This window comes from Streptomyces sp. NPDC002577 (assembly GCF_053594815.1).
In genome coordinates, this window is record NZ_JBSFWK010000027.1 from 42,457 (window position 1) to 57,035 (window position 14,579).

Below are 14,579 nucleotides of genomic sequence, written 5' to 3' on the forward strand. Positions count from 1 at the left end.
CGTCAGGCGTCCTTGTTGAGAGACGCCCAGAACTCGTCGAACGAGAGCAGCTTGTCCTGGTTGCTGTCCTTGGCGGCGATCACGGCCTCCGCCACGGGCACGGTGACGTAGAAGTCACCCAGCTGCGCCATGACGCTGCTGTACTCGGCGGCCGTGATGAATCCGTCGCCGTCCACGTCGAACCGCTCGAATGCCCTGCGTGCTTCCTCGATGTCCGCCACCGGATCCGCCCCTTCTTGGTACCTACTGACGTCGGTCAGATTAGCGGCACAAGGAAGGGCAGGGGTCAACGGCCCAGTTGTGCGCGGAGCGCGGAGACGACCCAGGCGAACTCCTCGGAGTGCGCGGGTACGCACGCGCGGCCGTTCACGATGGCCGTCAGTTCGCGGTAGCGGGCGACCTTGGCCTCCGCCGACGATTCGAGGCGTTCCAGTACGGCTGCGCGGTCCCCGTCGCCGAGCAGTTCCTGCAGCACGTCAGCCGCATCCGTGGACTCCGGAGCGACGCCACGCGCGCGTGCGTCACCCGCGAGTTCCACGAGCCTCCTGAAGAACCACAGCGAGGCGCCGGCCGGGACGTCGGGGCCGCGGTCCGCGGCATTGAACTCGATCATCTGCCGCATCTGGGCCCGGAATCCGGCATCCTGCACCAGTTCGGCGAGCTCCACCCAGGCGTCCACCTGCTCGGGCGTGGGGTCGTCCGGCATGTCGGCGACAGTGTTGCGCAGGCGTTCACGGATGGCGGGGTCGGCGGTGTCGAGGCCGGCGAACGCCTCCTCGACGAAGCCGTCGATGATGCGCTTCCGTTCGGCGGCCGAGAGCCGGGCCAGCTTGTTCATGAGTGTCATCTCCTCTGCGGTGGACCCGCGTTGCGCCACGGTCGACAGCACGGCCCTGGTCACCCGCAGTCCCCGGATCTGCGCATCGAGCGCCGCCACATGCGTGGCGGCGACCTCCGCGACGGTCCGCTCGCCCGCCACCACCCTGCGCACGTCGTCGAGGCCGAGGCCCAGCTCGCGCAGGGTGCGGATCAGTTCGAGGCGGGCGAGGGACCCGGCGTCGTAGAGCCGGTAGCCGCCGCCCGAGCGCGTCACGGGCGGCAGGACTCCCTCGTCGGACCAGTAGCGGATGGTGCGCACCGACAGGCCGGTGCGACGGGAGAGCTGCCCGATGGTGAGCAGCCCGGTGCCGTCGTCGATCATGTGTCGGAGTCTGGGCCTTCCAGTGGGTGGAGACTCAAGCCACGGACCCGGCCCCCGTCAGCGGAAGACGCCCGTGTGTCCCAGCGAGTACCTGCCCGGCTGAGGGTAGACGGCCAGGCCGTGCGGGCCGCCGCCGACAGGGATGCGGGCGATCTGCCGGCCGGTGCGTGTGTCGATGGCGTACACCTCCGAGTTGTACCGCCCCGACAGCCACAGCACATGGCCGTCCGCCGAGACGCCGCCCATGTCGGGGCTGCCGCCGTCCGGCAGCCTCCACTTCTTGGTCAGCTTGTTCTTGGCGAAATCGAAGATGGAGATGGTTCCTTCTCCGCGGTTGGAGATGTACATCTCCTTCGAGTCGCGGCTGACGTACAGGCCGTGTGCGCCCTTGCCGGTGGGCAGCAGCTTCGGTTCGGTGAACTTGTCGCCGTCGAGCACCCACATGCCGTTGGCCATCATGTCGGCGATGTAGAAGGTCTTGCCGTCCGGGGAGAGTTTCACGTCCTGCGGCATGGCGCCCGAGAAGGGCAGCTTCTGCTGGCCGATGACCTTCATCTTCGCGGTGTCGACCTTGAGCAGTTCGCCGGAGAACTCGCAGGAGACGATGAAGTACCTCCCGTCGAGCGAGAAGTCGGCGTGGTTGACGCCGTAGCAGCTGACCGGGACGGACTTGACGCGCTTCATGGTGTGCGGGTCGCGGAAGACGAGCTCGCGGTCGAGCGAGGCCATGACGACGGCGTACTTCCCGTCGGGCGTGAAGTAGAGGTTGTACGGGTCGTGCACGTCGACGGGCTTGCCTACCTTGCCGGTCTTCGGGTCGATGGGCGTGAGCGTGTTGCCGCGGTCGTTGTTGACCCACAGCGTCTTCATGTCCCAGGAGGGCACGACGTGCTGGGGCTGGTTGCCGACGGGGATCGTCCTGATCACTTCGTACGTCTTCGGATCGATGACCGACACCGTGTTCGACTCGGTGTTGGGGACGTAGACGCGGGACGGGAAGTCCTTGACGACCGGCGAGAGTTCGCCTGGGCGGTCGGCCGCGTACACGTCCTTCGGGTCCAGCACGGGCGGCATGCCCGCAAGACCGTGGATCGCCTGCGCCTCGGACTGCACCTGGCCGGGCGACATGGTGCCCTGACCGGTTGACGGAGTGACCGCGCCCTTGATGCCGGGATCCCGCTCCGCCGGGCCGGACGACGGGGCGGCACAGCCCGCGAGAGCGGCCAGCAGGGCACCGGCGAGAGTGACGCCGGCGCGCTTGGTGAGGGTCAGGTACAGGGGCATCAGGTCAACAGCTCCGTGGTGGTCACCGCGCGCAGTCCGCGGCGCGCGAGAAGGTCGAGGAGGCCGGGCAGCGCGGCAACCGTGTCCGCGTACCCGAAGTGCATGCTCACCACGGACCCGGGACGCACCTGTCCGCCGACGGTGCGGACGACGGCCTCGGGTCCGGGCGAGGTGTAGTCGAGGGAGTCGACGTCGTACGACAGGACGTGCGGGTAGCCCGCGCTGCGGGCGAGGCGTTCGACGAGCGGGGCTGCCTCCTTTGCCCGGGACGGCCGGAAGAAGCTGCCGATGGAGCCGGTCAGCCGGTGCAGGCGGTCCGCGCAGCCGTTGATCTCCGCGGCCGCCTCGGCCTCGGACATGGTGTTGACGGCGCGGTGGTTGAGGGTGTGGTTGCCGAGGTCGTGGCCGCCGTCGAGGATGCGGCGGGCGAGCTCCGGATGCTCGTCGAGCCAGGTGCCGACGGCCAGGACGGTGACCCGGGCGTCCGCCCGCTCGGCCGTCCCGAGCAGCGCGACGGCGGTGGCCGGGTCGCCCTGGCCGTGGAACGTGAGCGCCACCTCCGGGCGTCCGCGGGGACTGTGGCTGATCTGGGCGGGCAGGCCCGGGAAGCGGCGGGGGCCGGGAGCGGCGGCGGAGTGCTCGGCGGGGGACGGACGCGCTGAGGGGTGCGCGGGACGGAGGTCCGCGGGGCGCGCCGGGCCGCTCGTGGAACACCCGGCGGTCAGCGTGCCCGCGACGGCGAGCCCGGCGCCCGTACGGAGAGCTGAGCGACGGTCGGCAGTGGTCACTCGACCCATTTAAGGGCGAATTGCCGGGCTGCATAACGATTGACCCGGTTGCGGGCGCCGCGGGTCGCCACGCACACCGTTCGACGGCTGAAAAAGATCTTGCAGAATGGCCGATTCTTGTCGTGTTCAGCCAGCATTTACCAGGCTAGTGGCCGAAATCACCGAGGATTCATCTAGAATTTCATCCACTTTAAGCACATATGCCCGAATGGGGGCGTTGGGTCAACGTCCGTTGTCTGACATAGTCGGAACCACGACCTCCATTGACCCGGGCCAGGTCGTTCAACAGCTGCCGTGGAGCACACCCCACCGCATCCACGGCACTCCACAGAAGCCCCCAAGCGCCGCACAACGGCGAACGGGGGCTTCTGTGTGTCGGCGTACGGGCCGTGCGGTGGCGCGCCCCTGCGACGACGGGCAGGTCTTCGCGCGTGAACGGAACTGCGTAAAACGCCTGTCAGACGCGCAGTTCGAACCACGTCGTCTTGCCGCGCGGCAGCAGATCCACGCCCCAGCGGTCGGAGAGCTTGTCGACCAGGAAGAGGCCGCGCCCGCTGATGTCGAGCTCATGGACGGGCATCAGACAGGGCAGTCCACGCGAGGGGTCGCGCACCTCGACACGGATCCATCCGCGGCGGCGCTGCATGCCGAGACCGAAGATCCGGGCACCGGTGTGGCGCACGGCATTGCCGACGAGTTCCGAGACGAGAAGCACGACATCCTCGGTGAGCCTCGGGGAGAACCCCCAGTGGCGCAGGACCACGACCTGGGCGAGCCGACGCGCGACGGCCGCGGACTCGGGGCGCGACGGCAGCGAGACCTCGGCCTCCGCCGGATTGCCGTACAAGTCAAGCGCCCTGAGCGCCAGTTCGTCCTCCACCGCGGGTGACCAGCGCGCCGCTGTCGCACCGGCCAGCCGTCGCGGCTGCTCGAAACCCTCCAGCCCCGCTGCCATGCCCCCATCATGGCCGCCCGGAGCGCACCACGGAGGGGGTTCCGCAGGAATACGTGACATGGAGCCGCGCGCTCCGGACGGCCGAGTTGGCATATGCCCCTGGCATTGAAAGCATCACAGGACCCGGCTTGACCTGCGATGACTTCACGCTCACGCATGCTCGTGGAGCACTGGAGCCAGGCGAGCGTTAAGGCTTTTCTCAGGCAACCGCAGTCCGCTCCAACGAGGGAATCCGGCGTGGGCCCGCGCACTGACGCCGGCCCACGGATCGCACGTCCCGAACCGGGGATTCGTCAACTTTCCCTGCTCGCAGGTGAGTTCGCCGCTTCCGGATCACAGGAACTTCGCCTTGCCCGGCCCTTCCTCCACGAAGCTGCGCATGCCGCGCTCGCGGTCCTCTGTGGCGAACAGGCCCGAGAACCAGTTGCGTTCGATCGTGAGGCCCGTGTCGATGTCCGTCTCCAGGCCGTCGTCGACGGACTCCTTGGCCGCGCGCAGCGCGAGAGCCGGCCCCTGGACGAGCCTGGCCGCCCAGGCGCGCGCCTGCTCGTAGACCTCGGCGGCCGGGACGACGCGGTCCACCAGGCCGATCGAGAGGGCCTCGTCCGCCGTCACCATGCGGCCGGTGAAGATGAGGTCCTTGGCCTTGGAGGGGCCGATCAGCCGGGGCAGCCGCTGGGTGCCGCCCGCGCCCGGGATCAGGCCGAGGAGGATCTCCGGCTGGCCGAGCTTGGCGTTGTCCGCGGCGATCCGGTAGTCCGCGCACAGCGCCAGCTCGCAGCCGCCGCCCAGCGCATAGCCGGTGACGGCGGCGACGACGGGCTTGGGGATGCGCGCCACGGCGGTGAAGGAGTCCTGCAGGTCCCGGGAGCGCACGACCATCGCCGTATGGTCCATTGCCTGCATCTCCTTGATGTCCGCTCCCGCTGCGAACACCTTCTCGCCGCCGTAGAGGATCACGGCGCGTACGTCCTCGCGGCGGGTGGCCTCCTCGGCCAGCTCACGGAGCCGGTCCTGGACGGCGATGTCCAGCGCGTTCATCGGCGGGCGGTCGAGGCGGATGGTGCCGATGCCTTCGGCGACTTCGAGATGCACAGTCATGCAGAGCAGGTTAACGGGGACTAACGGCAACCGGTTCGGTGCTGTCGGTCACACCCGGCCGGGGGTCCGGGGGTTGCCCGACAACGGGCCCGGTGCGATCAGTCACACGTCGCACCGGGCCCGGGAGTCAGAGGGGACTTACGACGTCCACTTCTTCCACGACATGTTCCAGCCGTTGAGCCCGTTGCCCGGGTCGACGATCCGGTCGTCGGAGTTCTTGACGATCACCACGTCGCCGATCAGCGAGTGGTTGAAGAACCACGCGGCCGGCACGCTCTTGTCGTAGCCGCCGCGCACGTCGCGCAGGCCCACGCAGCCGTGGCTGGCGTTGTAGTTGCCGAAGGCGCCGCCGCCCCAGTAGTTGCCGTGGATAAAGGTGCCGGAGTCGGTCAGGCGCATGGCGTGCGGGACGTCCTTGATGTCGTACTCGCCGCCGTAGCCGACGGTATCGCCGTTCATGCGGGTCACCGTGAGCCTCTGGCTGATGACCATCTGGCCGTTCCAGGTGTCGTAGCCGGGCTTGCCCGTGGTGACGGGGATGGTCCTGACGACCTTGCCGTCCTGCATGACCTTCATCGTGTGCTTCTTGGCGTCGACGACCGAGACCTGGTTGCGGCCGATGGTGAAGGACACGGTCTTGGACTGCTTGCCGTAGACGCCGGGCCGGCCCTCGACGCCGTCGAGGTTCAGCGTCACGGTGACCTTGGTGCCCGCCTTCCAGTACTTCTCAGGGCGGAAGTCCAGGCGGTCGTTGCCGAACCAGTGGCCCTCGACGGGCACGGACGGCTCGGTCTTGATCTGTATCGCCTTCTCGACGTCACCGGGGCTGGTGATGCCGCGCGTGAAGCGGATCGAGAAGGGCATGCCGACGCCGACCTTCGAGCCGTCCTCCGGCGTGAAGTAGCCGATGAAGGTGTTCTTCGGCACGAGGGTGGTGAACGTGGTGTCCGTGGCCGACTGCCTGCCCTCGGAGTCCTCCGCCACCGCGTGGACCTTGTACTTGGTCGCGGACGCGAGGTGCTGCGCGGGCTCCCACTTGGCGCCGTCGGTGATCTCTCCCTCGACCGGGTTGCCCTTGGAGTCCTCGACCTCGACCTCGGTGAGCTTGCCCTTCTCCGCCGTGACCTTGAGGGCGCCTGTCGTGGCGACGTCGTCCGCGCCGTCCTTGGGGGATATCTTCACGACGGCCTGCGAGGGCGCGGTCGCTCCCGCCGACTCGCCCGAGCCCTTGCCGTCGTTGTCGCCGCTGCCGGAGCCCGACCCGCCGCCCCCGCCGCACGCCGTGACGAGCATCAGCAACGCCCCCAGCAGCAGGGCCAGAAGATGCGTGCCGCCCCCTCGGCCCGCACGGGTCCGGCGCCCGCTGCCACGCCCTCGCCCCGCACCGCCGTTTCGCACCGGACGCAACCGCGCCCCGACCGGCGCCCCTGATATCGGTCGCCTGTTCACTTGTTTCTCCCCTCACGCGGCCTGGTCAGGCCCGCCCCCCGCGCGTCACGCGCGCACTGCGCAACATTAACCACACGTTCGACGGCCATGACTCCCTGCGATTGTCACCGTTCAGTTCCAACTTCAATCGCAATGAGCCCTGGTGACGGTGGTGAGGGGCCGGACTGCCGGAGGGGTCGTCAGTTCGCTGAGCCCGCCTTCCAGTCGGCCCAGTCCATGTTCCACCCGTTGAGGCCGTTGTCGGGAGCGACCAGCTTGTCGGCGGAGTTGACCACTTCGATGACATCGCCGACGAGACTCCGGTCGAAGAACCAGGCGGCCGGTGTGTCCTGGTCGCCGCCCCTCACGTCGCGCAGACCGATGCAGCCGTGGGTGACGTTCTCTTCCCCGAAGGCCCGGGACAGCCAGTAGTTGCCGTGCAGGAACGTGCCGGATGTGGTGAGGCGCATCGCGTGCGGGACGTCCGGGACGTCGTACTCACCGCCGAAACCGACCGTCTGGCTGTTCATCCGGGTCTCCTCGAGCATCTCGGAGACCACCATCTTCCCGTTGTACGTGGTGGTCTTCGGCGCGCCCGCGGTGATCGGCAGGGTCGCGACGAGCCGGCCGTCGCGGCGCACCTGCATGGTGTGCGCGGCGACGTCGACCAGGCTGACCTGGCTGCGGCCGATGGTGAACGAGAAGGATTTCTGCTGCAGTCCGTAGATCCCCTTCGCCTCCTGCACGTCGCGCAGCCGCAGATCGACGGTGACCTTGGTGCCGGGCTTCCAGTAGTTCTGCGGGCGGAAGTCCAGGCGGGTGTCGCCGAACCAGTGCGGGGCGATCTCGACGGCCGGTACCGACCGGACGCGCACGGCGCGTTCGACGGCCGCGCGGTCCTCGATCTCGCGGTTGAACGTAAGCGAGACGATCATGCCGGTGCCCACGGTGGAACGGTTCTCCGGAGTGACGTAGCCGATGAACCGCTCGGCGGGGACGACCGTCGTGAAGGTCGTGTGGCGTGCCGAGCGGCGGCCCTCGCTGTCCAGTGCCACGACGTCCAGCGTGTACTTGGCGGCCATGACCAGCTTCTCGTCGTTCGCCCGCCAGGTCATGCCGTCCTGGGAGACACGGCCCGGCACCGGGTAGTTCTGGGCGTCCTGGAACCTGACGACCTTCACGGACTCGAGCCGTCCGTCGGGCACCGACACCTTGATGGGTGTGTCGACGCGCACGCCCTTGCTGCCGTCGGCCGGCGTGACACGGATCGTGTCCTCGAGGGACGACGGCTTGCCGGCGACCCCGTCCGAGGTGCATCCGGCCGCTCCGGCCAGCAGGCAGGCCCATGTCAGCACGGCGGCCAGTACGGCGCCTGCGCGTCTGTTGCGCGCCACTTTCTGAACATTCTCGATCATGTCCGTTCCAACGACCGTCCCCCTCTTGGGGAAACCGGTTCTTCCCCTTCCCGGGAAAACCGCTTCTCCCCCTCTTGGGGAAACGTGAGTGCGAGCCACGCGGTGGGCAGAACAGTGGGGAGGACGACGCGTGGGAGGCCGAGGTCGGGACGCCTGGGCCTCCGTCGCGCCACGTCCAACCGAGCCGCGGGAGGCTGACAGGTGTCGAGCGCAGCCGAGCAGGAGGCAGTTCAGGAAGGCAGGCGCACGGGCAACGGGACGCCCGAGCGCCCTGCAGCCGTGCTGTGGGGGTCCCCCCGCTCGAGCGAAGTCGAGAGTGGGGGAGGCCGGCGCAGCAAACCGGCGTTGCCGGCCGTTCCGGCGTGGCCCGGGGCGCCGACTCCGCTCGGAGCGCGCTTCCGGGTCGGCCCGGACGGGGTGGCGGGCACCAACTTCGCGCTCTGGGCGGGCGGGGCCGAGGCGGTCGAGCTGTGCCTCTTCGACGACGAGGGCCGTGAGACGCGCTGTCCACTGACCGAACTGACGCACGAGATCTGGCACGGTTTCGTGCCGGGCGTGATGCCCGGGCAGCGGTACGGCTACCGGGTGCACGGCCGCTGGGACCCGTGGACGGGAGCCCGCTGGAACCCCGCCAAGCTGCTCCTCGACCCGTACGCGCGCGCGGTGGACGGCGCCAGAGGAAATGACTACAGCAGGCTGCCCGCGGAGGTGTACGGGCACGTACGGGACTGGCCGCAGCAGGAGGTGGCCGACACCGTGCGGGACGAGCGGGACTCGGCGCCGTTCGTCCCCAAGGGCGTGGTCGTCCACGACGACGACCCCGACGACGAGTGGGCCGACGACCGCCGCCCGAAGACGCCCTGGGCGGACTCGGCCATCTACGAACTGCACGTGCGCGGTTTCACGAAGCTGCACCCCGGCATACCGGAGGAGCTCCGCGGCACCTATGCCGGCCTCGCCCACCCCGCCGCGATCGACCATCTCGTACGCCTCGGGGTGACCGCGGTCGAACTCCTCCCCGTGCACCAGTTCGCGCACGAGGACCATCTGCTGCGCAGGGGCCTGCGCAACTACTGGGGCTACAACTCCATCGGCTACTTCGCGCCCCACGCGGCGTACGCGGCGAGCGGCACCAGGGGTCAGCAGGTCGGCGAGTTCCGGCGGATGGTGCGGGCGCTGCACGCGGCCGGGATCGAGGTCATCCTCGACGTGGTCTACAACCACACCGCGGAGGCGGGCGAGCTGGGCCCGATGCTGTCCCTGAAGGGCATCGACAACCGCGGCTACTACCGCCTCCAGCCGGACGCGCGCAGGTACGCGGACTATACGGGCTGCGGCAACACCCTGCACGTGATGCAGCCGCAGGTGCTACGGCTCATCACGGACTCGCTGCGCTACTGGGTGACCGAGATGGGCGTCGACGGCTTCCGCTTCGACCTCGCCGCGGCGCTGGCGCGCGCCATGCACGACGTCGACATGCTGTCGCCGTTCCTCGCGGTGATCGCGCAGGACCCGGTGCTGCGGCGCGTCAAACTCATCGCCGAGCCGTGGGACGTCGGCTCGGGCGGCTACCAGGTGGGCTCCTTCCCCCCGCTGTGGACCGAGTGGAACGACCGCTACCGGGGCGCTGTGCGCGACTTCTGGCGGGGCACACTGCCGGACGTACGCGACCTCGGCTACCGCCTGTCGGGCTCGAGCGACCTGTACGCCTGGGGCGGCCGCCGTCCGTACGCCTCCGTCAACTTCGTCACCGCCCACGACGGCTTCACGCTGCGGGACCTCGTGTCGTACGAGCGCAAGCACAACGAGGCCAACGGGGAGGGCAACCGGGACGGTTCGAACGACAACCGGGCCTGGAACTGCGGCGCGGAGGGCGAGACGGACGACGAGCGCATCAACGCCCTGCGCCGCCGCCAGCTGCGCAACCTGCTGACGACGCTGCTGCTGTCCACGGGCGTGCCGATGCTGGTCGCCGGGGACGAGATGGGCCGTACGCAGCGCGGCAACAACAACGCGTACTGCCAGGACAACGAGATCAGCTGGGTCGACTGGTCGAACCTGGAGGACCCCGGCTGGCGCGCCTTGTTCGATTTGACGTCCCGTCTGATCGCGCTGCGGCACGCGCATCCGGTGCTGCGGCGGCGGGCCTTCTTCTCCGGCCGTCCGCATTCCGCGGACGGGCTGCGCGACCTCGCGTGGTTCACGGCGCGCGGCGCGGAGATGACGGAGCGGGACTGGTACGCGCCTGCCGCGACGCTCGGGATGTACCTGTCCGGGCGCGACATTCCCGGGCGGGACGAGCGGGGGGCGCCGGTCGTGGACGACAGCTTCCTGGCGGTGCTGCATGCCGGGGACCGGCCGGTGAGTTTCGTGTTGCCGGGGGCGCCCTGGGCTGAGCGGTACGAGGTCGTTGTCGACACGTCGCGGGAGGAGCAGGGGGAGCCCCAGCGGGTGGTTCACCCGGCGGGGGTGGCGGTGACGGTGCCGGCTCGGGCGGTTCTGTTGCTGCGGGTTGTGCCGGTGGGGTAGGGGGTGGGATTGGGGAAGAGTCGTACGGCCAAGGGACCACGCCAGCCCGGCCAAAACTCGGTGGGCACTGTCAGTGGCGAACCGTAGGCTCGCCAACGATGTCCACTACACCCGTACCCGCCCCGTCCGCCGCGCGATCCCTCCTGCGCCTGTGGCCGTACGTACGCCCCGTACGAGCCCGCTGGTTCGGCGCAGCGACGGTCGCCGTCGTGGCGTCGTGTCTGTCGCTCGTCTTCCCCATCGTGCTGAAGTGGATCGTGGACGGACCGGTCGCCGACCGCGATCCGGGTGGGGTGTGGCTCGGTGCGGGACTACTACTGGGGCTCGGCGTCGCCGAGGCCCTGCTGTTCGGGTTGCGGCGGTGGCTCGTGGCGCGGCCGCTCGCCGGTGTCGAGGCGGCGATGCGGGCCGATCTGTACCGGCATCTGCAGCGGCTCCCGGTGGCGTTCCACGACCGGTGGCCGTCAGGGCAGTTGCTGTCCCGCGGCACGACCGACCTCATGGTCGTAAGGATGTTCCTGGCCTTTCCGTTGACATTCCTGCTGGTCAACGGCGTGACCATCCTGGCGGGTTTCGGGCTTCTCATCGCGCAGGACTGGACGCTGGGGCTCGTCCTGCTCGTGCCCGCCGTACCGCTCATGCTCCTCTGCTACCGCTTCGAGGCGAAGTACGCCGGCGCCGCGCGCAAGGCACAGGACCAGGTGGGCGACCTGACCACCGTGGTCGAGGAGTCGGTGCTCGGCATCCGGATCATCAAGGGGTTCGGGCGGCACCGCAGCCAGGCACGGGCCTTCCGCGAGCTCTCGCGCAGGCTGCGGGGCACCGAACTCACCAAGGCGCGGCTCCTCGCCGGGATCCTGTGCCTGATCACCGTCCTGCCGGAGACGGCTCTGGGCGCCGCGCTCGTCCTCGGCACCGTGCAGGTGGCCGACGGGGAGCTGTCGGCGGGCACGCTGGTGGCCTTCCTGTCCACCGCCCTCGCGCTGCGCTGGCCCATCGAGTCGATCGGCTTCCTGCTCGCCATGAGCCAGGAGGCGGCGACCGCGACGCGGCGGTATTTCGAGGTCATGGACGCGGTGGAGGAGGGGCCCGGCGCGGTCGGCGCCGAAGGACGCGAGGGCGATGGCGGTGGCGACGGCGGGCTGCGGTTCGACGCGGTCGAGTTCCGCTATCCGGACGCCCTGGAGGGGTCTGTCCCGGTCCTCGATCGGATCGATCTGCACATCCGGCCCGGCGAGACCATGGCACTCGTCGGCGCCACGGGCAGCGGCAAGACGACCCTGACGGCGCTGGTGCCGCGCCTGCACGAGATCACCGGCGGACGCATCACCCTGGACGGCCGGGACATCACCGCCATGGAGCGTGAGGAGTTGCGGACCTTGGTGTCCGTTGCCTTCGAGGAGCCGACGCTGTTCTCGGCGTCGGTGGCCGAGAACGTCCTCATGGGCGCGGACGGCACAGGCGCGGACGGCACAGGCGCCGACGGGCGCGCGGTGCTCGAGCGTTTCGACCAAGATCTCGACCGGGCGCTCGGCGTCGCCCAGGCCGGATTCGTCCAGCGGCTCCCGGAAGGCGCCGCCACCCAGGTGGGCGAACAGGGCCTCAGCCTCTCCGGCGGTCAGCGGCAGCGGCTCGCGCTGGCCCGGGCCGTCGTGGGCGAGCCCCGCTTCCTCGTACTCGACGATCCGCTGTCCGCTCTCGACGTGCACACGGAGGCGTTGGTGGAGGCCGCGTTGCGGGAGGTGCTCTCCGAGAGCACCGCTCTCGTCGTGGCGCACCGGCCGTCGACCGTGCTGCTCGCCGACCGCGTGGCGCTGCTGTCGGGCGGCCGGATCGCCGCGGTGGGCACGCATCAGGAGCTGCTGCGGACGAACGCCGAATACCGGCACCTGATGTCCGGCGAGGAGCAGCGCGGCCCGCAGGAGCGAAACGGCAGACACGGCGCACAGGGCGAGCAGCGCGAGCAGGGCGAACAAGGTAAGCAGGGCGAACAGGGGGACGACGCACCATGACCACCACCGCCGCGAAGACACCGCCGACCGCCTCCGACCCGGTCGACGAGCCTCAGCCACCCGCCGAAGGCGACCCGTTCGATCAGGACGACCTGCCGACCCCCAAGGGCGCGACCGGCGCCCTGCTGCGCTCGCTGCTCGCGCCCCGGCGCCGCACCGTCTGGGCGGTCGGCCTCTGCCTGCTCCTGCAGCAGGCCGCCGTGCAGGCGGGTCCGCTGCTCGTCGCGTACGCGATCGACACCGCGGTGCCCGCGTTCCGGACGCACGACTACGGGCCGCTGATCGCCGTCGCCGTCGGGTATCTGCTGGCGGCGGCCTGCTCCGGCTCCTTCCTGTACGCGTTCGTACGGCTGTCCGCCGTCGTCAACCAGGACGTGCTCCTCGATCTGCGCGGCCGTATCTTCCGCCATGCGCAGGCCCTCAGTGTGGACTTCCACGACCGCTACACCTCCGGCCGCCTCATCTCCCGTGCGACCACGGACGTGGAGTCCCTGCGCGAGCTGCTCGCCGAGGGGCTGCAGGAGCTGATCAACGTCGTCCTCGCCTCCGTCTACATCACGGCGATGCTGCTCTGGCTGGACCTCGGCATCGGAAGCGTGGCCGCGCTGTCGTTCGTGCCGTTGTACGTGCTGATCCGGCTGTACCGGCGGCGCGCGGGCCGTGTGTACGAGAAGCGGTCGACGGCGATCGCCGCCGTGATCGTGAAGTTCGCGGAGACCATGAACGGCATCCGGCCGGTCCGCGCCTTCCGCCGGGAGCGGGCGAACGACGCGCACTTCGCCGTGCTCAACCACCGCCACGAGCGCACCAACGGAGATGCCCTGCTGGAGATGGCGCGCTATGTCGTCGGCTCACGGCTGGTGGCGAACACGGCCGTGGCCGGCATGGTGCTGTGGGGTGCCTACCGCGTCGCGGCCGGATCCCTGGAGCTCGGCGTGCTGGCCGCCGCCGTGCTGTTCGTGCGGCGGCTGTACGACCCGATCGACCGCCTCGCGATGTTCCTCAACTCGTACGAGTCGGCGGCCGCTTCGCTCCGCAAGATCGCGGGTCTGCTGCACCAGGCGCCGTCCGTGCCGGAGTCCGGGTCGCCGCGCCCGCTGCCTCCGCTGCCCGGTGACCGCCCCGGGCGCGAGGTCGTCTTCGAGGGCGTCTCGTTCCGTTACCGCACAGGCGCCGAGGTGCTGCCCCGCTTCGATCTGACCATTCCCGCAGGGCAGACCGTCGCCGTCGTCGGGTCCACGGGAGCCGGCAAGTCGACGCTCGCCAAGCTGCTGGCCCGCTTCTACGACCCCTCGGCCGGCCGGGTCCTCCTCGACGGCGTCGACCTGCGCGACCTCGCGGCTCCCGAACTGCGGCGCGGTGTGGTGATGGTGACCCAGGAGGCGTTCCTGTTCTCCGGCACCGTCGCCGAGAACATCGCCATCGGCCGCCCCGACGCCACCCGCGAGGAGATCGAACAGGCGGCCAAGGCCATCGGCGCCCACGACTTCATCAGCGCCCTGCCCGACGGCTACGACACCGACGTACGCAAGCGCGGCGGCCGTATCTCCGCTGGTCAGCGCCAGTTGGTGTCCTTCGCCCGCGCCCTGCTCGCCGATCCGGCAGTGCTGATCCTGGACGAGGCGACCAGCTCGCTGGACATCCCCGGCGAGCGGGCCGTGCAGCGTGCGATGCACACGGTCCTCAACGGCCGTACGGCGGTCGTGATCGCGCACCGCCTGTCGACGGTGGAGATCGCCGACCGGGTGCTCGTCATGGAGCACGGCCGCATCGTGGAGGACGGGACGCCCGCCGGACTCGTCGCGGGCGAGGGCCGGTTCGCGGATCTGCACCGGGCGTGGCGCACCAGTCTCGTGTAGGGCCGTG

The 14,579-nt window shown here is 69.9% G+C and carries 11 protein-coding genes; 3 read left to right on the top strand and 8 right to left on the bottom strand.

Annotated elements, in window-relative coordinates; translation table 11 throughout:
• Positions 1-2: 2 nt before the first annotated feature.
• The 8 genes from ACWD4J_RS28010 to ACWD4J_RS28045 all read right to left on the bottom strand — a co-directional run bounded on the left by ACWD4J_RS28010 (position 3) and on the right by ACWD4J_RS28045 (position 8,172).
• On the bottom strand, positions 3-221 hold the full coding sequence (locus tag ACWD4J_RS28010; protein WP_451398204.1) for an EF-hand domain-containing protein: 219 nt from the start codon (positions 219-221) through the stop codon (positions 3-5).
• Between the two features lie 65 nt (positions 222-286).
• On the bottom strand, positions 287-1,201 hold the full coding sequence (locus tag ACWD4J_RS28015) for a helix-turn-helix domain-containing protein (RefSeq protein ID WP_451398205.1): 915 nt from the start codon (positions 1,199-1,201) through the stop codon (positions 287-289).
• A 57-nt stretch (positions 1,202-1,258) separates the two neighbouring features.
• Positions 1,259-2,485 carry a YVTN family beta-propeller repeat protein gene (locus ACWD4J_RS28020; RefSeq protein ID WP_451398206.1) on the bottom strand — a complete coding sequence of 409 codons (1,227 nt, stop codon included), beginning with the start codon at positions 2,483-2,485 and terminating at the stop codon, positions 1,259-1,261.
• Positions 2,485-3,282 (bottom strand): polysaccharide deacetylase family protein, encoded by a 798-nt coding sequence (locus tag ACWD4J_RS28025; RefSeq protein WP_451398207.1) that lies wholly within the window; start codon positions 3,280-3,282, stop codon positions 2,485-2,487. The genes ACWD4J_RS28020 and ACWD4J_RS28025 overlap by 1 nt, the downstream gene beginning before the upstream one ends.
• A gap of 448 nt (positions 3,283-3,730) precedes the next feature.
• Positions 3,731-4,228, bottom strand: coding sequence for an ATP-binding protein (locus ACWD4J_RS28030; protein WP_451398208.1), 498 nt, complete (start codon positions 4,226-4,228; stop codon positions 3,731-3,733).
• A gap of 333 nt (positions 4,229-4,561) precedes the next feature.
• Positions 4,562-5,329 carry an enoyl-CoA hydratase/isomerase family protein gene (locus ACWD4J_RS28035; RefSeq protein WP_451398209.1) on the bottom strand — a complete coding sequence of 256 codons (768 nt, stop codon included), beginning with the start codon at positions 5,327-5,329 and terminating at the stop codon, positions 4,562-4,564.
• 138 nt (positions 5,330-5,467) lie between these two features.
• Complete coding sequence (locus tag ACWD4J_RS28040; RefSeq protein ID WP_451398210.1) at positions 5,468-6,778, bottom strand: L,D-transpeptidase; 1,311 nt, start codon at positions 6,776-6,778, stop codon at positions 5,468-5,470.
• A gap of 179 nt (positions 6,779-6,957) precedes the next feature.
• Positions 6,958-8,172, bottom strand: coding sequence for a L,D-transpeptidase (locus ACWD4J_RS28045; RefSeq protein WP_451398211.1), 1,215 nt, complete (start codon positions 8,170-8,172; stop codon positions 6,958-6,960).
• Between the two features lie 201 nt (positions 8,173-8,373).
• Here ACWD4J_RS28045 and glgX point away from each other — a divergent pair, with 201 nt between their 5' ends.
• The 3 genes from glgX to ACWD4J_RS28060 all read left to right on the top strand — a co-directional run bounded on the left by glgX (position 8,374) and on the right by ACWD4J_RS28060 (position 14,572).
• Entirely contained in the window at positions 8,374-10,701 is a 2,328-nt protein-coding gene (glgX, locus tag ACWD4J_RS28050; protein WP_451398212.1) for a glycogen debranching protein GlgX, read from the top strand.
• 98 nt (positions 10,702-10,799) lie between these two features.
• On the top strand, positions 10,800-12,713 hold the full coding sequence (locus ACWD4J_RS28055; RefSeq protein WP_451398213.1) for an ABC transporter ATP-binding protein: 1,914 nt from the start codon (positions 10,800-10,802) through the stop codon (positions 12,711-12,713).
• Positions 12,710-14,572 (top strand): ABC transporter ATP-binding protein, encoded by a 1,863-nt coding sequence (locus tag ACWD4J_RS28060; RefSeq protein WP_451398214.1) that lies wholly within the window; start codon positions 12,710-12,712, stop codon positions 14,570-14,572. Before ACWD4J_RS28055 ends, ACWD4J_RS28060 begins: the two co-directional genes overlap by 4 nt.
• Positions 14,573-14,579 lie beyond the last annotated feature (7 nt).

Excerpts from the sequence above, each read along its gene's own strand:
- ACWD4J_RS28035 (WP_451398209.1), bottom strand. The coding sequence starts at position 5,329 with ATGACTGTGCATCTCGAAGTCGCCGAAGGCATCGGCACCATCCGCCTC.
- ACWD4J_RS28060 (WP_451398214.1), top strand. The coding sequence starts at position 12,710 with ATGACCACCACCGCCGCGAAGACACCGCCGACCGCCTCCGACCCGGTC.
- ACWD4J_RS28025 (WP_451398207.1), bottom strand. The coding sequence starts at position 3,282 with ATGGGTCGAGTGACCACTGCCGACCGTCGCTCAGCTCTCCGTACGGGC.
- ACWD4J_RS28020 (WP_451398206.1), bottom strand. The coding sequence starts at position 2,485 with ATGCCCCTGTACCTGACCCTCACCAAGCGCGCCGGCGTCACTCTCGCC.
- ACWD4J_RS28015 (WP_451398205.1), bottom strand. The coding sequence starts at position 1,201 with ATGATCGACGACGGCACCGGGCTGCTCACCATCGGGCAGCTCTCCCGT.
- ACWD4J_RS28055 (WP_451398213.1), top strand. The coding sequence starts at position 10,800 with ATGTCCACTACACCCGTACCCGCCCCGTCCGCCGCGCGATCCCTCCTG.
- ACWD4J_RS28045 (WP_451398211.1), bottom strand. The coding sequence starts at position 8,172 with ATGATCGAGAATGTTCAGAAAGTGGCGCGCAACAGACGCGCAGGCGCC.
- ACWD4J_RS28030 (WP_451398208.1), bottom strand. The coding sequence starts at position 4,228 with ATGGCAGCGGGGCTGGAGGGTTTCGAGCAGCCGCGACGGCTGGCCGGT.